The sequence below is a fragment of the Hafnia paralvei ATCC 29927 genome (assembly GCF_001655005.1).
GTDB lineage: Bacteria > Pseudomonadota > Gammaproteobacteria > Enterobacterales > Enterobacteriaceae > Hafnia > Hafnia paralvei.
Map to the genome: position 1 here is coordinate 14,371 of NZ_LXET01000008.1, position 17,489 is coordinate 31,859.

The following is a 17,489-nucleotide window of genomic DNA, read 5'->3' on the forward strand; positions in this document are numbered from 1 at the left end:
CCTTAATTTCGGACAGCTAAATTGCCGCCTGTTGAAATTTGACCTCCCGCAGGAGGACTATCACAAATTGTTATGCTCAATGTAACGTGACGAGTAATATCCTGCCACCATTTTGATTGTGTGCTAACACTTTATTCTGTAATGATTTTGTACAGTTCATCGTCACTTTGCGCGCTGCGTAAGCGACGGCATACACCTTTGTCAGCCAGCTTCTGCGCCATAATCGCTAATGTTTGCAGATGGGTTTTGCACTGATCGGCGGGCACCAGCAACGCAAAAAGCAGGTCAACCGGTTGATTGTCGATAGCGTCGAAGCTAATCGGCTGTTCCAGATGTATAAAGACGGCAATGGCTCGTAGGGTATCTTCCTCAAGCTTTCCGTGGGGGATGGCGATGCCGTTGCCAATGCCGGTACTCCCCATACGTTCGCGCGTTAGAATCGCGTCGAACACGACCTGCGGTGGAAGGTTGAGCTGTGCAGCCGCCAGTTCGCTGATGATTTCCAGAGCGCGTTTCTTGCTGGAACAGTGAACCGCATTGCGTGTGCACTCCGGACTCAGTACGGAGGTTAAAGGCATAGTTAAATCGTTACTCATCTCATCTTCTTCATTTAAACCAGCCATAGACTGATTTTTCATGCTCCCCTGATGGCTTATCGGCCCGTTTCATTGACGAAACAGGCCGATTAAGTCAGCTGGTGTTTAAAATAGTTAAACGTTAGTGTTGTTTTAATTTATCTTTATGCTTGTTGAGCTGGCGTGCCAGCTTATCAACTAAGGTGTCAATCGCAGCATACATGTCTGTTTGCTCAGAGGTGGCATGCAGCTCGCCGCCGTTAATATGTACCGTTGCTTCGGCAATATGTTGGATTTTCTCCACGCTCAGTACCACATAAACCTGGTTGATTCGGTCAAAGTATTGCTCGAGTTTGGCAAATTTAGTGGTGACAAATTCGCGCAAAGCTTCGGTTATTTCGACATGATGTCCGGTAATGTTGAGCTGCATAGTGTCTTCCTTCTCTGTTATGGTCAAACCAATTGTTTGCGTTGGTTAGACGGTGGGATGGACAAAGACTCTCGGTATTTAGCAACGGTACGTCTGGCAACCATAATACCCTGATCGGCAAGCAAGGTCGCTAGCTTGCTGTCGCTCAGCGGTTTAGCTGGGTTTTCCGCTGCAACGAGCTTTTTCACTAGTGCGCGAATCGCCGTTGACGAAGCTTCGCCTCCATCTTCGGTACTGACGTGACTAGAGAAGAAATATTTCAGTTCAAATATACCTCGCGGACTGTGCAGGAACTTCTGCGTGGTCACACGAGAAATGGTGGATTCATGCATGTCGACTTGCTGAGCGATATCGGCCAGCACCATCGGCTTCATATATTCGGCACCATTATCAAAAAATGCCTGCTGCTGTTCAACGATGCAGCGTGAAACCTTCAACAGCGTGTCATTACGGCTTTCTAAGCTTTTAATCAGCCACTTCGCTTCTTGCAGATTGCTGCGGATGAATTGCGTGTCGCTGTCGCTGCGGGTTTGTGCGCCGAGCGAGACATAGTGCTGATTAATTTTAAGACGTGGAACGCTATCCTGATTCAGTTCGACGACCCAGTGGCCTTGGTGTTTATGCACTAAAACGTCTGGGATGACATAATCTGATTCGCCGGTATTGATAGAGAGCCCAGGACGCGGATCGAGCGTTTGAATGAGCTGCATGGCTGCTTTTAACACGTCTTCTTTCAGCTTAGTCGAACGCATCAGATTACGGAAATCGTGGTTGGCTAACAGATCTAAATGTTTATCAACAATGAGACGAGCTTCGCTTAGGAACGGGGTATCATCGGCAAACTGAGAAAGCTGTACTAGTAAACAGTCACGTAAATCGCGTGCAGCAACGCCGACGGGATCAAAACGTTGTACACGTTTGAGCACGGCTTCAATTTCATCCATCATCACAAGTTCATCACCCATGCTCTCTAAAATATCGTCGAGAGAAGAAGTGAGATAGCCGGTATCATCGACGGCGTCTACGATGGCGGTGGCAATGGCCAGATCGGTGTCGCTGAAGGGCGTTAGCTCAACTTGCCACATTAAATAGTCTTGCAGGCTTTGTGTTGTTTCACCTTGATAGATAGGCAGCTCATCATCGCTGTAATCAGTGCCTGTGCCTGAGGGCGTTCCTGCTGTGTAGATTTCATCCCATGTGGCATCGAGGGGGAGTTCCTCGGGCATATCCGGTTGCTCTAGCTGTTCACGTGTGTCCAGCTCCTCGTTGACTTCTTCCGTTGAAGTTTCTATTTCATCGTGAGTGTCATCTTGTTCAAGCAGTGGGTTGCTTTCTAACGCCTGTTGGATCTCTTGCTGAAGCTCTAGCGTTGATAGTTGCAACAGGCGGATCGCCTGCTGCAATTGTGGTGTCATCGCTAACTGCTGACTTAGCCTGAGTTGCAAACCTTGCTTCATAATCGCGAGCTCATTTCCATTGGTGCAAGCAGAACTAAAAAAAGAGTCCGGCCGCATAAAGACCACCGTACGGCATATCCTGCGCAAAGTGCAGGATATGTATGACGCAAGATAGCCGTCATTACAGACGGAATTCTTCACCCAGATAGACGCGTTTAACCTGCTCATCATCTAAGATTTCAGATGGAGTGCCATGAGCAATGAGGTTGCCCTGATTCACAATATAAGCACGCTCACAAACGTCTAACGTTTCACGCACGTTATGGTCGGTAATCAATACGCCCAAACCGCGATCGCGCAGGTGTTCAATAATTTTTTTAATATCAATAACAGAGATTGGGTCAACGCCCGCAAATGGCTCATCCAGCAGGATGAACTTAGGATTTGCGGCTAAAGCACGTGCAATTTCGACGCGGCGGCGTTCGCCACCGGACAGTGACTGTCCGAGGTTGTCGCGTAGATGGGCAATATGAAACTCTTCCATCAGTTCGTCGGCGCGGTCGGCGCGCTGTTCTTTCGTGAGGTCATCACGAATTTCCAGCACGGCCATCAGGTTGTTATACACACTCAAGCGGCGAAAGATAGAGGCTTCTTGTGGCAAGTAGCCTATTCCACGACGTGCACGAGCGTGAAGCGGCAGCAGACTGATATCTTCATCGTCGATTTCAATACGGCCTGCATCGCGTGGAACGATGCCGACAACCATATAAAACGTGGTCGTTTTACCCGCGCCATTGGGTCCGAGCAGACCTACGATTTCACCTGAATTAACGGTCAGGCTAACGTTTTCAACTACGCGGCGACCTTTGTAGGCTTTGGCCAGATTTTCAGCAATTAAAGTTGCCATAACGAATTAGTTACTCTTGGTCTGTGAGGACTGGCTAAACGGAGATTTGCCTTTTGATGCAGCAGGTTCATTCTGCGCTTTCGGCTTAGCTGGCGCAGGCGTCGCTGCTGCTTTTCCACCTTTATCCTGCAACTGAGATGGAATCAACACGGTGGTAACGCGCTTGCCTTTATCGCTGAAGGCTTCCATTTGCTGTTGTTTAACCAGATAGGTAATTTTGTCACCTTTGATACTGCTATCAACCTGCTGCAGGAATGCATTGCCGGTCAGGATAACGAAGTCTTTATCCAGTTCGTAGCGAAGCTTCTGCCCATGGCCGCTGACAGGTTTACCATTGTCTTGCATCTGGTAGAACGTTACGGGATTACCATAACCTTCAACGACTTCTTTACCCTGAGCACCGTTAGGACGGATGACGACAACTTTGTCTGCATTAATCTTAATCGTGCCCTGAGTCACGACGACATCACCGGTAAAGGTGACGGTGTTGCCTTGCATATCCAACGACTGCTGAGCCGAGTCGATATGAATCGGCTGCTCTGTATCTCCGGTCAGAGCCAGCGCTGGAACGCTTGCCGTTAGCAATGTACCGGCAACGATAAGGCTAAGGATTTTGTGGTTTGTTTTGAATTTCATAGTAGGTTTTTACCTTGTCAATCAGCCTTGCGGTTTTTTCCCGCATGTTCCCGCGCATCTTCAGACCATGGGAGGTGAAGTTTGACCCATAAAGAGTGACTTCATCATCAGAGCTGACGTCCTGAGTCACTAGGTTTACCTGCGCATTATCGGTAGTAATCCTTTCCAATTGCGAGGTCGTCGTCAAACTGTTTACTTCTACATTTCCGTATAGATAAAGCATACGGTCATCGGTTAGCTTTGCCTTATCCGCACGGATAGACCAAGTCGGTAAGGTGTCCTGATCGTAAGTCGTCAGCACCGGATGAGTAAACCAACTGGTTTTATCCTCCGAGAAATGCTGAACATCTTCTGCTACCAGCTTATAGCTTAGTTTACCTGTCGGGTCATAGACCACGGTCAGAGTATGCTGGCTGCGATAGGTCGGCTCCTGATTATTGACAGCCACTTGAGAGGTATCAGAATCATTTTCTGTCAGATTCCAACCAATCAGTGCCAACGCAATAATCGTTAATAGCAGGATGACCCAGCGTTTGGTTTTACTCATATTGATAGCCCTTTGGCCTCATCCAGTTTGCCCTGCGACTGTAGGATGAGATCGCATAACTCACGAACTGCACCGCGCCCGCCTGAAATACGGGTAACATATTGAGCGCGCTGCAATAAAATAGGGTGCGCGTCAGCTACTGCAACGGAAAGTCCAACTTTGGCCATCACCGGCCAGTCAATCAAATCATCGCCAATGTAGGATACCTGATGCGGCTGCAAGTTCAGATCGGCGAGAATTTTCTCAAAGGCAATCAGTTTATCAGACTGCCCCTGATATAGGTGTTCAATTCCTAGCGTAGTTGCTCGATCGGCAACTAATTTAGATTGGCGACCGGTAATGATCGCCACATGAATGCCTTCGGTAATGAGACAGCGGATACCATAGCCATCGCGTACGTTAAACGCTTTTAGCTCTTCGCCGTTGTTGCCCATGTAAATCAGGCCGTCAGACAAAACGCCGTCAACGTCGCAGATGACGAGACGAATTTCTGCTGCGCAGTCCATGATTTTACGGGCAACAGGGCCATAACAGGTAGCGATATTCATACCTTGCTCATTCATTAATTTTTCACCTAAACGTTAATTCTTAAACCACGCCAGCGCGCAGCATATCATGCATATGAACCACGCCAATCAGTTGATCGCCATCAGCAACCAGCAGCGAAGTGATATGACGAGCCTGCATCAGGTTTAATGCATCGACAGCTAAGGCATTTGGACGAATGCGGATACCACCGGATGTCATAACATCGGCAATTTTCGCATTATTTAAGTCAACGCCTAAGTCAAAGATGCGACGTAGGTCACCATCAGTGAAAATACCTTCGATTTTCATCAGGTCATCACAGATGACGGTTAACCCGAGATTTTTGCGTGTAATCTCCAGCAGAGCATCACGCAGAGAGGCATCACGGCTGACGTGCGGTAACTCACTACCGGTGTGCATAATGTCACTCACGCGGAGTAACAGTTTGCGGCCTAAGGCTCCCCCGGGATGCGAAAGGGCGAAATCCTCAGCGGTAAAACCACGAGCCTGCAATAGTGCAACGGCAAGCGCATCGCCCATGACCAGTGTTGCCGTTGTGCTGGTGGTTGGTGCCAGACCTAACGGGCAGGCTTCCTGTGGGACTTTCACGCATAGGTGGATATCTGCCGCCTTACCCATCGAGCTGTCTGGGTTGTTGGTCATGCAGATCAGTTTTACTTTTTGGCGTTTGAGTACAGGAATCAGCGCTTGAATCTCATGGGATTCGCCAGAATTGGAAATTGCTAGCACGATATCATGTGAGCTGACCATGCCCAGATCGCCGTGGCTTGCTTCACCCGGATGCACAAAGAACGCGGGAGTGCCTGTGCTGGCTAGCGTTGCCGCAATTTTGCGACCAATATGGCCTGACTTACCCATCCCCATCACGACGACTTTGCCTAAGCAGCTTAGGATCGCCTCGCAGGATTTAGTGAAGTCTTCATTAATGTATTGGTCTAACTGTGCCAGTCCTTCGCGTTCAGTTTGAAGAACTTGCTTTCCCACTCGCTGGAAGTCAAATCCCGGCTGTAAATCCAAATGTGACATGTTTTTTTCTCACTCGATTCAGCGGTTTAATCGGTTATGCACAACGTTAAGCTATGCTTGCCGTCTTGTACTCATTTAATACAGATTGATGGGGTGAGGCATAAATAGCAGCGCAACATACGCAATAAATCCGCACAGCAACAGTGCGCCAGCCATCCGGCCAATTTTGTGTTTTCGTCTGATACACAATGCGGTGAGCACGACGCTCACGCCGAGCATCACCCAGTAGTCTCGGCCAAATGCACTTGGGTCAAAGTGAGTATCCCCCTGTGATATGAGGGCTGGAACACCAAGTACAATCAAAATATTGAAAATATTGGACCCAATAATATTACCCAACACGATGTCATGCTCGCCTTTTATTGCACCTGCGATTGACGTCGCCAGCTCAGGCAGACTGGTGCCAATGGCTATAATGGTTAGCCCAATCACTAATTCGCTAACGCCAAAATAGCGAGCGATAACCGTCGAGTTATCTACAATCATCTTTGCTGATAACGGTAAAATGATCAGCCCCAGCGCAATCCACAGCAACGCCACCGTATTGCTGGTATCCTTGGGAAGTTCGGCCATTTGTTCATCGGTCAGAGGGTCGTTACCCTCACGCATGGCTAAGCGAGCCATTTTTAGCATTAACCAGATAAAAGCGGTAAACGTTAGCAATAAAATGACACCATCCAGCAGACTTAGCTGATTGTCATAGAGCACAAAACCGCACAATATAGTCACGCCCAACATTAGCGGGAGTTCGCGCCTGAGAATATCAGACCGGACTGAAAGTGGGCGAAGCAGTGCAGCACTGCCTAAAATCAGTAAGATATTCGCTATATTTGAACCAATAACGGTGCCGACCGCGGTGTTAAGTTGATTGTTCATCACCGCCGTCAGGGAGACGGTCAGCTCGGGCAGGGATGTGCCAATCCCCACAATTGTCATACCGATAATCATCGGTGGGACGCCGAACGATCGTGCGATAGCTGCGGCTCCGTAAACTAAGCGGTCAGCGCCATAAACCAATAGTATTAAGCCAACAATCAACAATAGGGTGGCGAGCAGCATGCAGAATCCTTTGTTGGGGACAATCCGGCGTTTTTGCAGGTTCGTGTAAAAAACGTAGCGAAAAATCGATTAATGGCGGTCTTACTCTGCTAATGGCGCGGAATTTCTTGCAAGTGAGCCATCGATGCAGGAGTTGAGCCAGAATCCTCGTTAATCGTAACAATTCTGACTGCCAGTGAAGGAAAAGTAAAACCCATGGCACCTTTAGTCAGAAAATCATGGGAAATATTTGTAAGAATGCACCCGATAGCCCTAGTTTCGAGCTGAAATGACAATATTGGCCAAAGTAATTAGCATTGTATTAGAGCAGAACGTGAGAGAATCCTGTTTCGTGCTGACTTGGACGAGTCTCTCTGGAGACTGAATATGGCTAACAGAAATTGAGTTTCGCGGCCGAAGGCTATCAGTGCAATAAATCAGTGCCATAACGATGACTAAGAGACCCTAGCTCATGAATCAACAGGCAACGAATTTGGTGGAAATCAACGGCATGAGTTTCAGCCGTGGTAACCGACAAATTTTTACCGATATAACGATGACCGTACCGAAAGGGAAAATTACCGCCATTATGGGGCCTTCTGGGATCGGTAAAACCACTTTACTGCGTTTGATTGGCGGGCAGATCCGTCCAGACAAAGGGGAAATTTGGTTTGATGGACAAAATATTCCCTCTCTTTCGCGTCATAAGCTGTTCGACGCTCGCAAAAAAATGAGCATGTTGTTCCAATCCGGCGCGTTGTTTACTGATTTAACCGTATTCGATAATGTAGCCTTTCCGCTACGCGAGCACACGCAACTGCCCGAGTCGCTGATTCGCACGACGGTGTTGATGAAGCTTGAAGCGGTAGGATTGCGTGGCGCAGGTGGTTTGATGCCGTCTGAGCTGTCGGGAGGCATGGCGCGTCGAGCTGCGCTGGCGCGCGCGATTGCCCTCGATCCAGAAATGATTCTGTTTGATGAGCCCTTTGTGGGTCAAGACCCGATAACCATGGGCGTGTTGGTTAAGTTGATTGATGAACTTAATCATTCATTGGGCATTACCTGTGTGGTGGTATCACATGATGTGCCGGAAGTATTGAGTATTGCTGACTACGCTTATATTGTGGCTGATCAGCGCGTAGTGGCTCAGGGGGGTTCGAAAGAACTCAATAGTAATACCGATCCGCGAGTTAGGCAGTTCCTTGATGGTATTGCCGACGGGCCAGTGCCGTTCCGTTATCCGGCAGGCGATTATCGCTCCGCGTTGCTTGGATTGGCCCCCTTAGGATCAGGGAGTAAGTGATCACATGTTGTTAAATGCATTGGCGTCGTTTGGACGCCGAGGAATCAACGTTTGTGCCTCTTTTGGACGTGCAGGCTTGATGATGTTTAATGCCCTGATAGGCAAGCCCGAGTTTGCCAAACAGTGGCCGTTGCTGCGTAAACAGCTATATAGCGTTGGTGTGCAGTCTTTGCTGATCATTATCGTTTCCGGATTGTTTATCGGGATGGTGCTGGGTTTGCAGGGCTATCTGATTTTAACCACCTATAGTGCAGAGGCGAGCCTTGGTATGATGGTGGCGCTGTCGCTGCTACGCGAGCTTGGCCCGGTTGTTACCGCCTTACTGTTTGCAGGTCGAGCAGGTTCTGCGGTAACGGCAGAAATCGGTTTAATGAAAGCGACAGAACAGATTTCCAGTATGGAAATGATGGCAGTGGATCCGCTGCGCCGTATCGTTGCTCCGCGCTTTTGGGCGGGCATCATCAGTATGCCTTTGCTCACGGCAATTTTCGTTGCCGTGGGTATTTGGGGTGGCTCTGTGGTGGGCGTTGATTGGAAAGGGATTGATAGCGGTTTCTTCTGGTCGGCTATGCAAGGCTCGGTAGATTTTCATACCGATCTGGTGAACTGCATGATTAAGAGCGTGGTTTTTGCCATCACGATTATGTGGATTGCTTTGTTCAACGGCTATGATGCCATACCGACCTCTGAAGGGATTAGTCGCGCGACCACGCGCACCGTCGTGCATTCGTCGCTGGCGGTCTTAGGATTAGATTTTGTGCTGACAGCACTGATGTTTGGGAACTGATGCAATGCAAACGAAAAAAAGTGAAATTTGGGTTGGCGTATTTATGCTTATCGCATTGTGTGCGGTAGTGTTCCTGTGCTTGCAGGTTGCGAATGTTAAGTCGCTGGGCAATGAACCCACTTATCGTATCTATGCGACCTTCGATAATATCGGTGGTTTGAAAGCACGTTCACCGATCAAAATCGGTGGTGTCGTCATCGGGCGGGTTGCTGATATTACGCTAGATCCTAAAACCTATTTGCCACGCGTGGCGATGGATATCAACGAGCAGTACAACAATATCCCTGACACGAGCTCACTGGCTATCCGTACCTCGGGGCTTCTCGGCGAGCAGTTCCTCGCATTAAACGTCGGTTTTGAAGATCCTGAGATGGGGACTGCTATTTTAAAAGATGGCGGAACGATTCAGGACACCAAATCAGCCATGGTGTTGGAAGATTTGATCGGCCAGTTCTTGTATAAGAGCGGCAACGATGATGCCAACAAGAAAGACAGCGCTTCAGGTGACGCTACTGCGCCAACTGAGGCTCCGGCAGCACATTAATTTAGGGGATTTATGCATGTTTAAACGTATTTTGATGGTGGCGCTGCTGGTGGTGGCTCCAATATCTTCAACATTGGCAAATGCCGCCGTTGATCAGACCAACCCTTACAAACTGATGGATGCTGCGGCTAAGCAAACATTTGATCGTCTGAAAAACGAACAGCCGAAGATTAAGCAAGACCCAAATTACCTGCGCACTATCGTTCATGAAGAACTCATGCCTTATGTACAGGTAAAATATGCTGGCGCTTTAGTGTTGGGCCAGTACTATCGCGGTGCGACCCCCGCGCAGCGTGAAGCGTATTTCAAAGCGTTCCAATCTTACTTAGAACAGGCGTATGGTCAGGCGTTAGCCATGTATCATGGCCAGACATACAATATTGCGCCTGAGCGAGCTTTGGGCGACGCAACTATTGTTCCTATTCGTGTGACTATCATTGACCCGCAGGGCCGTCCTCCTGTACGTCTGGATTTCCAATGGCGCAAGAACAGCCAAACGGGAAATTGGCAGGCATTTGATATGATTGCGGAAGGTGTAAGTATGATCACCACTAAGCAGAATGAGTGGGCGTCCATTCTGCGCCAGAACGGTGTTGATGGGTTGACTAAGCAATTGATTTCCTCTGCTCAACAGCCTATTACGTTGGATCAAAAATAATGGCGGCGAATGTCCTGCAATGGCGTAGCGAAGAGGATACTCTCAAGCTGATTGGCATTCTCGACAGAGATTCGCTAATGAGTTTTTGGGACGATCGCCACACTTTACTTGAAGGTAAGAAACGTCTGGATTTGAGTGGATTAGAGCGGGTGGACTCTGCAGGGCTAGCGATGTTGGTTCATGTACAAAACACCGGTGCTACTGGCGCTTCTCAGATCGTTATTACCGGTGTGAGCGAGCGTTTACGCACGTTGATCGCACTCTACAATCTTAATGACATACTTTTGACGGATAGCGTTTTGTTAGCATCCTAACTTAGTGCAATTATTAGGATTATTTCTAAAGCCCTCGATAACGATGCTATCGGGGGCTTTTCTTTGTTTAAGATGGGGCGTATTTCCTCTAATATGGGCGGCTTAAGTTCTTTTTGGCTTACACCCGTTGCATATGCGTTGGCCGTCTTCGTTTACCTTAGACACATCCCCACGTAAGCCCTGATGGCTAGCTTGATTACCGTCAGTATGTGCTTCGAATTATCTCGGGTATAAAGAGCATCTGGCCAAGAATGCTAAAATGGTTTTCTTATTTTTTATAATTCAATGATTGAGCGCCCATGGACAACAATGAAATTAAAGATGTGTTGATGAACGCATTATCCCTGCAGGAAGCCCATGTGACCGGTGACGGCAGCCACTTTCAGGTGATTGTTGTCGGTGAACAGTTTGCCGGTATGAGCCGAGTCAAAAAACAGCAGACAGTGTATGCGCCTCTAATGGAATACATTGCAGATAACAGAATTCATGCTCTGTCGATTAAGGCATTCACGCCTGAAGAATGGCAGCGCGACCGCAAGCTTAACGCATTGTGATCCCCATACTCGCTATTACCGTTCGCGGTGATGGTTGTTTTAAATGATTAACTGAGATCGGTAATAATGGATAAATTTCGTGTGCAGGGGCCCACTCGCCTAAGCGGCGAGGTCACCATTTCTGGTGCGAAGAACGCAGCTCTGCCAATTCTGTTCGCTGCATTGCTGGCTGAAGAGCCGGTAGAAATTCAAAACGTGCCGAAGTTGAAAGACATCGATACGACGATGAAATTGTTAAGCCAATTGGGTGTACGCGTCGAACGTAATGGTTCAGTTCATGTGGATGCGAGCAACGTTAATGAGCTGTGCGCGCCTTATGATCTGGTGAAAACCATGCGTGCTTCTATCTGGGCGTTAGGTCCATTGGTAGCGCGTTTTGGTTATGGTCAGGTTTCTCTGCCCGGTGGTTGTGCAATCGGAGCACGTCCGGTTGACCTACATATCACAGGGTTAGAACAGCTGGGTGCTGAGATTAAGCTGGAAGAGGGCTACGTTAAAGCCTCTGTCGACGGTCGCCTGAAAGGTGCGCATATCGTCATGGATAAAGTTAGCGTTGGCGCGACAGTTACCATCATGAGCGCAGCGACGCTGGCTGAAGGGACAACCGTGATTGAAAACGCCGCGCGTGAGCCGGAGATCGTTGATACTGCGAATTTCCTCAATACGTTGGGTGCCAAAATCTCGGGCGCCGGTACAGATCGCATTACTATTGAAGGCGTTGCTCGTCTGGGCGGTGGTGTTTACCGCGTATTGCCTGATCGCATTGAAACCGGTACTTTCCTGATCGCTGCTGCAGTGACTCGTGGAAAAATCATTTGCCGTAATACGCGCCCAGATACTTTGGATGCGGTATTAGCGAAACTGCGCGAAGCGGGGGCAGATATTGAAGTGGGTGAGGATTGGATCTCGCTGGATATGCATGGCGAGCGCCCAAAAGCGGTTACCGTACGTACCGCCCCACATCCGGGGTTCCCAACGGATATGCAGGCACAGTTCAGCTTATTGAATCTGGTGGCTGAAGGTACCGGTGTGATCACTGAGACTATCTTTGAAAACCGCTTCATGCATATTCCTGAGCTTATCCGTATGGGCGCTCATGCTGAGATCGAAGGTAACACGGCGATTTGCTACGGCGTGGAAAAACTGTCTGGTGCACAGGTTATGGCAACTGACCTGCGTGCGTCTGCAAGTTTGGTGATTGCAGGTTGCGTCGCGGAAGGCACAACTATCGTCGATCGTATTTACCACATCGACCGTGGCTATGACCGCATCGAGAACAAATTAAGCGCCTTGGGCGCAAATATCGAGCGTGTTAAAGGCGAGTAATTCTGCCTGAGCTTAAAAATAAAAACGCCATCTTTCGATGGCGTTTTTTTATGTTCACTGATCAAGCGAGCCGAACAAGCTAATCTACGTTCGGGAACTCTTCAATTGTCACGCTAAGCGTCATGCGTTCGCCATTGCGCATAATGATAACGGGAACAACGGTGCCAGGGCGAATTTCGGCGACCTGATCCATGGTTTCAGCGGCGCTGACGGCAGGCTTACCGTCTACATTAAGCACGATATCTCCGGGTTGGATCCCAGCATTTGCAGCTGGCCCATTAGCCGCAACATCCCGCACGATAATGCCCTGAATTCGTTCCATTGCATTGGCCTGAGGCTGGTTTCTTGCTGGCGCAATTTCACGCCCGCTCACGCCGATAAAGCCGCGAATAACGCGTCCGTCGCGGATCAGTTTTGCCATAATTTTGCTAGAAAGAGCGGTAGGGATAGCAAAACCGATACCCTCGGGGGTTTCGCCATCGTTGCTTTTGTCTAGTGATAGCGTGTTGATGCCGACGAGTTCGCCCAGCGTGTTAACCAATGCGCCGCCAGAGTTACCGTGATTGATGGAGGCATCGGTTTGTAAAAAGTTCTGGTGCCCATAGGTGCTTAAACCGACACGCCCAGTAGCACTGATAATTCCCTGCGTGGTCGTTTGCCCAATGTTGTATGGGTTACCAATGGCGAGCACTACGTCACCAATATGAGGCACTCGCGAAGGGTTTATCGTAATGACTGGCAAATTAGTGGCTTCAATTTTCAGCACGGCTAAATCGGTGAGCGTATCAGAACCGACCAGCATGGCCTCAAAGACACGGCCATCTTGTAATGCGACGACGATTTGGTCTGCGCCGCTGACCACGTGTTTATTGGTAAGAATGTAACCCTTGCTGTCCATGATAACGCCTGAACCCAGAGTTTTGATCGCCAATCCATTATTGCCCTGACCGTTGTTGCTCATGCTGCCGTTGTATACGTTAACGACGGCAGGGGCTGCACGTTTCACCGCAGAGTTATAGCTGACGGGGGACTCTTCAAACGACGCCGTTTTAAACAGCGAGAACAGTCCTGCCGGACGCAGTGATGGCACCGCAATCAGCAAAATGATGGCTACCACAAAACCCAGAAAAACTGAGCGTAATATCTTAGTAAACATGAAGTTTCTGAAAGGGTAAGAAAAGATACGCGAAGGATAACAGAGAAAATCGGGCACGGCACACGCCTATGCCCGATTTTTGTGCGGTTTTTGTATAATTAGTGCTTTTGTTAAAGCAATATTAGCGAATCAGCAGATACAGACCTTCACCGTTGCGTAGCATGTGCAGAGCGATAACCGGTGGGTTAGCTGCCAGCGCTTTACGTAAGGATGCGATATCGCGGATACGTTCGCTGTTGACGCCGATGATCAGGTCGCCTTTATGCATTCCCATCTGAGCAGCGACGGAACCTTTTGCCACGTCGTCGATCTTGATACCCGGAGTGCCTTTGACATCGCCATCGCTCAAGGTGGCGCCTTGCAGAGCTGGGCTGATATTTTCGGCCTGAGTCGTGGTTACTCCGCTATTTTCCAACGTCACAGGAATGACGAGTGGTTTGCCATTACGCAGCAGGCCAAGTTTCAACACGGTGCCTGGTGCCGCAGAGCCTATTTTGGCGCGTAGCTCGGCGAAACTACTGAGCGGGTTGCCATCTAAGGCTGTAATGACATCGCCTGCTTTAATTCCGGCTTTGGCCGCGGCAGAGTTAGGCAAAACCTCGTTAACGAAGGCTCCACGCTGAGCTTCCAACTTGAAGGCCTGAGCTAAGTCAGCCGTCATTTCACGGCCACGAATGCCGAGCACTCCGCGTTTGACTTCGCCATATTTGATCAGTTGGGCGCTCAGGCTCTGAGCCATATTGCTAGGAATGGCAAAGCCGATACCGACGTTACCGCCGCCAGGCGCTAAAATAGCGGTATTAATGCCAATGAGCTCACCGTTGAGGTTAATCAGAGCACCGCCGGAGTTACCGCGGTTGATCGCTGCATCGGTCTGAATAAAGTTTTCTAAACCTTCAAGGTTCAAACCGCTACGGCCTAATGCGGACACAATCCCTGAGGTTGCCGTTTGCCCAATGCCAAACGGATTACCAACGGCAACGGCAAAATCACCTACTCGCAGTTTGTCTGAATCAGCGATTTTTATCGCAGTCAGGTTTTTTGCATCGGTCAGTTGGATTAGCGCGATATCAGATTGCTCGTCACGGCCAATCAGTTTGGCTACGTATTCGCGGCCATCGTTAAGCTGTACTTTGATCGTTGTTGCGTTGCTAATGACGTGGTTATTTGTCAGGACATAACCCTTTGCGGCATCAATAATGACACCAGAGCCCAAACCTTCAAATTGGCGTTCTCCGCCCTTAGTTTCGGGTGTCGGTTTGGTATTTTGCATGCCTTCAACGTGAACGCTGACCACGGCTGGTAACACTTTTTCCAACATTGGCGCCAAGCTCGGAACATTTTGTCCGGCAACAATGGGCGGCAACGTTGCATTGGCTATTGGTGCAGACAACATTGTTAAGCCCATGCTTAAAGCGAGTGTACTGAGTAATAAAGATTTTTTCTTCATCATTGAATGGTTTCTCATGGCCTATATAAGGTGTCAATGTGTCTCAGGCGAAGTAAATTCACTGTGTTACTCAGAACGAAGAGCGCGTATTAAGTTCCACAATTTCAGAATAATAAAGTGGGTATTGGGAAGAAAGATTAAAAGGTGGCTGTTAGAAAAACAGCCACCGAAGAGCGATTATTTGTCGCGACGTTCAGCGCGTAGTAAGCCTGATGCACCTTCAGAGTAATCGCGAGGTGGGAATTCTACAGGGGCTTGATCGTTATCGGCTTCGGTCAGACGATAGCGGAATGGATTGTCCTGTGGCGGCATATCCGGTAGCAGATTATTCGAGCTTTTCGCCATGTGTTGGTAAAGCTGGCGATAATCGTTCGCCATGTTATCCAGCAGTTCAGCACTGTGAGCAAAGTGGCTCACTAACTCTTGACGATATTGCTCCAATTCGTTTTTGCTTTTTTCCAGCTCGTTTTGCAGCACCTGCTGCTGACGGAGTTTTCGGTTGCCAAAACGCATCGCTACCGCACCAATCACGATACCGACGACTAAACCAATAAGCGCATACTCCCAGGTCATGATGACTCCTATCTGTATATAGAATGTGCTTTCGTTTGCTATTTTACTTAGTAGGGGTTCAACGACATATCCTACACATAAGCACACTATAACCGTTAACCTTGTCTGAGTGGAATCCTGAAGGTGTATTGCTGAGAGGTTTTCGTGCAAAAACAATCTGCACTACGAGACAAAACATCGTTAACAGGCGACAATTGGTCGTTAAGCTGCGCGAAAAGCAGCGTTTGTGATTTTTAAAATTGTTTACAACAAAGATAATAATTCAGTAGGGACCCTGTACCTGATGCCATCAAATCGCACAACGTCCGTGATGACGCCTGCAATGCTGTACCAGCAGGCGTTAGATGCCGGAGATTACCAGCCTGATGCCGTGCAGCGGCAAACTGTCGATGCCCTGACTATTATTCAGCAGGCGCTTATTGAAAAAGAAAATGCAACGCCACCGTCAGAGAGCGGCGGACTGCGCGGCCGCTTGCAACGACTATGGGGGAAGCCCACGTCTAAGCAGCAAGTCCCCGTCCAAGGTCTGTATATGTGGGGCGGTGTTGGGCGAGGAAAAACATGGCTGATGGATATGTTTTTCCATAGCCTTCCCGGTGAACGCAAACTGCGCCTGCATTTCCATCGCTTTATGCTGCGTGTGCAGGAAGAATTGGTCGCGCTTCAGGGGCATGAAAATCCGCTTGAAATCATCGCCGACGGCTTTAAAGCCGAAACTGACGTGCTGTGCTTTGATGAGTTTTTTGTGTCTGATATTACTGACGCTATGCTACTAGGAACTTTACTACAGGCTCTTTTTGCTCGCGGCATTACGCTGGTATCAACATCGAATATCCCGCCGGATAATCTTTACTATAACGGTTTGCAGCGTGCGCGCTTCCTGCCCGCGATCGATCTTATAAAGCAGTATTGTACTGTGATGAACGTGGACGCCGGCATTGATTATCGCTTGCGTACCCTGACACAGGCGGGGCTCTATTTTTCGCCGATGAATAATGAAACACGACACCACATGGATGAGATGTTTGCCAAACTGGCCGGTAACGTGGGTGAAATCAATCCAGTATTAGAAATTAATCATCGCCCGCTCCCTGCATTGTGCCGTTCGAGTGGCGTATTAGCCGTTGAGTTTTCGGTGCTGTGCGAAGACGCGCGCAGCCAGCTTGATTACATAGCGCTTTCTCGTAGCTATCACACTGTTTTTTTGCATCACGTCAAGAAGATGGACAAACTAAACGAAAATGCCGCTCGTCGTTTTTTAGCGCTGGTCGATGAATTCTACGAGCGGCACGTAAAATTGATCATTAGCGCTGAGTTATCGATGTTTGAGATCTATCAGGGTGAGCATCTTAAGTTTGAATATCAGCGCTGTTTGTCGCGTCTACAGGAGATGCAGAGTGAGGATTACCTGCGTCTAGAGCATTTACCGTAAAGGTTTGTTTAAAAAACACTCGCATCCGGTGTTGTTGTCTACCGGATGCAGTCACAAAATCAATTTTACCCCGAAAAATTATTCGATCTTTAGATTCTACTTCTCTATAATCTTGCGACCCCACGTTACAACGAAGTTTTTTTTCCCAAAAACTTTATGTGCCGGCATTGGCTATTCGAAGGGGTAGGTTTGCTGGACGATGGTCGTGTGAGCCTCTAATACATTTACTTTTTTACACAGGTAAGCGTTTGGGTGTTCACCAACGTGTAACTTAAATTGGGTAAGCT

Annotated in this window: 20 protein-coding genes; 8 read left to right on the forward strand and 12 right to left on the reverse strand. The window is 48.7% G+C overall.

Going from position 1 to position 17,489, the window contains the following annotated elements; all coding sequences use genetic code 11:
- Positions 1-131 precede the first annotated feature (131 nt).
- From ptsN to M988_RS02785, 9 genes are all read right to left on the reverse strand, one after another.
- A complete protein-coding gene (gene ptsN, locus M988_RS02745; protein ID WP_008815221.1) occupies positions 132-638 on the reverse strand; it encodes a PTS IIA-like nitrogen regulatory protein PtsN in 507 nt (168 codons plus the stop codon).
- A 79-nt stretch (positions 639-717) separates the two neighbouring features.
- Positions 718-1,005, reverse strand: coding sequence for a ribosome hibernation promoting factor (hpf, locus tag M988_RS02750; protein ID WP_008815220.1), 288 nt, complete (start codon positions 1,003-1,005; stop codon positions 718-720).
- 23 nt (positions 1,006-1,028) lie between these two features.
- Positions 1,029-2,462, reverse strand: a complete 1,434-nt coding sequence (gene rpoN / locus M988_RS02755; RefSeq protein WP_004091253.1) for an RNA polymerase factor sigma-54 — start codon at positions 2,460-2,462, stop codon at positions 1,029-1,031.
- 121 nt (positions 2,463-2,583) lie between these two features.
- Positions 2,584-3,309, reverse strand: a complete 726-nt coding sequence (lptB, locus tag M988_RS02760; RefSeq protein ID WP_008815219.1) for an LPS export ABC transporter ATP-binding protein — start codon at positions 3,307-3,309, stop codon at positions 2,584-2,586.
- A gap of 6 nt (positions 3,310-3,315) precedes the next feature.
- Positions 3,316-3,945, reverse strand: coding sequence for a lipopolysaccharide ABC transporter substrate-binding protein LptA (lptA, locus tag M988_RS02765; protein ID WP_008815218.1), 630 nt, complete (start codon positions 3,943-3,945; stop codon positions 3,316-3,318).
- The gene (gene lptC / locus M988_RS02770; protein WP_008815217.1) at positions 3,914-4,492 is read right to left on the reverse strand and encodes an LPS export ABC transporter periplasmic protein LptC; all 579 of its coding nucleotides are present in this window, start codon (positions 4,490-4,492) and stop codon (positions 3,914-3,916) included. Before lptC ends, lptA begins: the two co-directional genes overlap by 32 nt.
- Entirely contained in the window at positions 4,489-5,055 is a 567-nt protein-coding gene (kdsC, locus tag M988_RS02775) for a 3-deoxy-manno-octulosonate-8-phosphatase KdsC (RefSeq protein WP_008815216.1), read from the reverse strand. Before kdsC ends, lptC begins: the two co-directional genes overlap by 4 nt.
- A gap of 25 nt (positions 5,056-5,080) precedes the next feature.
- Complete coding sequence (gene kdsD, locus M988_RS02780; protein WP_008815215.1) at positions 5,081-6,067, reverse strand: arabinose-5-phosphate isomerase KdsD; 987 nt, start codon at positions 6,065-6,067, stop codon at positions 5,081-5,083.
- Between the two features lie 75 nt (positions 6,068-6,142).
- A complete protein-coding gene (locus M988_RS02785) occupies positions 6,143-7,126 on the reverse strand; it encodes a calcium/sodium antiporter (protein WP_008815214.1) in 984 nt (327 codons plus the stop codon).
- Positions 7,127-7,577: 451 nt separating this feature from the next.
- On the opposite strand from M988_RS02785, the gene mlaF reads away from it, so the two are divergent.
- From mlaF to murA, 7 genes are all read left to right on the forward strand, one after another.
- Entirely contained in the window at positions 7,578-8,408 is an 831-nt protein-coding gene (mlaF, locus tag M988_RS02790; RefSeq protein WP_004091262.1) for a phospholipid ABC transporter ATP-binding protein MlaF, read from the forward strand.
- Positions 8,409-8,412: 4 nt separating this feature from the next.
- The gene (gene mlaE, locus M988_RS02795; RefSeq protein ID WP_008815213.1) at positions 8,413-9,195 is read left to right on the forward strand and encodes a lipid asymmetry maintenance ABC transporter permease subunit MlaE; all 783 of its coding nucleotides are present in this window, start codon (positions 8,413-8,415) and stop codon (positions 9,193-9,195) included.
- Positions 9,196-9,199: 4 nt separating this feature from the next.
- Positions 9,200-9,739 carry an outer membrane lipid asymmetry maintenance protein MlaD gene (gene mlaD, locus M988_RS02800; protein ID WP_008815212.1) on the forward strand — a complete coding sequence of 180 codons (540 nt, stop codon included), beginning with the start codon at positions 9,200-9,202 and terminating at the stop codon, positions 9,737-9,739.
- Positions 9,740-9,755: 16 nt separating this feature from the next.
- Positions 9,756-10,397 (forward strand): phospholipid-binding protein MlaC, encoded by a 642-nt coding sequence (gene mlaC / locus M988_RS02805; protein ID WP_008815211.1) that lies wholly within the window; start codon positions 9,756-9,758, stop codon positions 10,395-10,397.
- The gene (gene mlaB, locus M988_RS02810) at positions 10,397-10,711 is read left to right on the forward strand and encodes a lipid asymmetry maintenance protein MlaB (RefSeq protein WP_061059551.1); all 315 of its coding nucleotides are present in this window, start codon (positions 10,397-10,399) and stop codon (positions 10,709-10,711) included. Before mlaC ends, mlaB begins: the two co-directional genes overlap by 1 nt.
- Positions 10,712-11,010: 299 nt before the next feature.
- On the forward strand, positions 11,011-11,265 hold the full coding sequence (gene ibaG, locus M988_RS02815; protein WP_008815209.1) for a BolA family iron metabolism protein IbaG: 255 nt from the start codon (positions 11,011-11,013) through the stop codon (positions 11,263-11,265).
- Positions 11,266-11,331: 66 nt separating this feature from the next.
- Positions 11,332-12,591: a UDP-N-acetylglucosamine 1-carboxyvinyltransferase gene (murA, locus tag M988_RS02820; RefSeq protein ID WP_008815208.1), complete on the forward strand. Its 1,260-nt coding sequence runs from the start codon at positions 11,332-11,334 to the stop codon at positions 12,589-12,591.
- A gap of 79 nt (positions 12,592-12,670) precedes the next feature.
- Here murA and degS read toward each other — a convergent pair whose 3' ends face one another.
- From degS to zapG, 3 genes are all read right to left on the reverse strand, one after another.
- The gene (gene degS, locus M988_RS02825) at positions 12,671-13,747 is read right to left on the reverse strand and encodes an outer membrane-stress sensor serine endopeptidase DegS (protein ID WP_004091271.1); all 1,077 of its coding nucleotides are present in this window, start codon (positions 13,745-13,747) and stop codon (positions 12,671-12,673) included.
- A gap of 121 nt (positions 13,748-13,868) precedes the next feature.
- The gene (locus M988_RS02830; protein ID WP_035502898.1) at positions 13,869-15,197 is read right to left on the reverse strand and encodes a Do family serine endopeptidase; all 1,329 of its coding nucleotides are present in this window, start codon (positions 15,195-15,197) and stop codon (positions 13,869-13,871) included.
- 177 nt (positions 15,198-15,374) lie between these two features.
- A complete protein-coding gene (gene zapG / locus M988_RS02835) occupies positions 15,375-15,770 on the reverse strand; it encodes a Z-ring associated protein ZapG (RefSeq protein ID WP_008815206.1) in 396 nt (131 codons plus the stop codon).
- Positions 15,771-16,080: 310 nt separating this feature from the next.
- On the opposite strand from zapG, the gene zapE reads away from it, so the two are divergent.
- Complete coding sequence (zapE, locus tag M988_RS02840) at positions 16,081-17,202, forward strand: cell division protein ZapE (RefSeq protein ID WP_039184965.1); 1,122 nt, start codon at positions 16,081-16,083, stop codon at positions 17,200-17,202.
- Positions 17,203-17,489: the final 287 nt, after the last annotated feature.

Coding starts and splice junctions, on each gene's coding strand:
- ptsN (WP_008815221.1), bottom strand. CDS start 638: ATGAAAAATCAGTCTATGGCTGGTTTAAATGAAGAAGATGAGATGAGT.
- hpf (WP_008815220.1), bottom strand. CDS start 1,005: ATGCAGCTCAACATTACCGGACATCATGTCGAAATAACCGAAGCTTTG.
- rpoN (WP_004091253.1), bottom strand. CDS start 2,462: ATGAAGCAAGGTTTGCAACTCAGGCTAAGTCAGCAGTTAGCGATGACA.
- lptB (WP_008815219.1), bottom strand. CDS start 3,309: ATGGCAACTTTAATTGCTGAAAATCTGGCCAAAGCCTACAAAGGTCGC.
- lptA (WP_008815218.1), bottom strand. CDS start 3,945: ATGAAATTCAAAACAAACCACAAAATCCTTAGCCTTATCGTTGCCGGT.
- lptC (WP_008815217.1), bottom strand. CDS start 4,492: ATGAGTAAAACCAAACGCTGGGTCATCCTGCTATTAACGATTATTGCG.
- kdsC (WP_008815216.1), bottom strand. CDS start 5,055: ATGAATGAGCAAGGTATGAATATCGCTACCTGTTATGGCCCTGTTGCC.
- kdsD (WP_008815215.1), bottom strand. CDS start 6,067: ATGTCACATTTGGATTTACAGCCGGGATTTGACTTCCAGCGAGTGGGA.
- M988_RS02785 (WP_008815214.1), bottom strand. CDS start 7,126: ATGCTGCTCGCCACCCTATTGTTGATTGTTGGCTTAATACTATTGGTT.
- mlaF (WP_004091262.1), top strand. CDS start 7,578: ATGAATCAACAGGCAACGAATTTGGTGGAAATCAACGGCATGAGTTTC.
- mlaE (WP_008815213.1), top strand. CDS start 8,413: ATGTTGTTAAATGCATTGGCGTCGTTTGGACGCCGAGGAATCAACGTT.
- mlaD (WP_008815212.1), top strand. CDS start 9,200: ATGCAAACGAAAAAAAGTGAAATTTGGGTTGGCGTATTTATGCTTATC.
- mlaC (WP_008815211.1), top strand. CDS start 9,756: ATGTTTAAACGTATTTTGATGGTGGCGCTGCTGGTGGTGGCTCCAATA.
- mlaB (WP_061059551.1), top strand. CDS start 10,397: ATGGCGGCGAATGTCCTGCAATGGCGTAGCGAAGAGGATACTCTCAAG.
- ibaG (WP_008815209.1), top strand. CDS start 11,011: ATGGACAACAATGAAATTAAAGATGTGTTGATGAACGCATTATCCCTG.
- murA (WP_008815208.1), top strand. CDS start 11,332: ATGGATAAATTTCGTGTGCAGGGGCCCACTCGCCTAAGCGGCGAGGTC.
- degS (WP_004091271.1), bottom strand. CDS start 13,747: ATGTTTACTAAGATATTACGCTCAGTTTTTCTGGGTTTTGTGGTAGCC.
- M988_RS02830 (WP_035502898.1), bottom strand. CDS start 15,197: ATGAAGAAAAAATCTTTATTACTCAGTACACTCGCTTTAAGCATGGGC.
- zapG (WP_008815206.1), bottom strand. CDS start 15,770: ATGACCTGGGAGTATGCGCTTATTGGTTTAGTCGTCGGTATCGTGATT.
- zapE (WP_039184965.1), top strand. CDS start 16,081: ATGACGCCTGCAATGCTGTACCAGCAGGCGTTAGATGCCGGAGATTAC.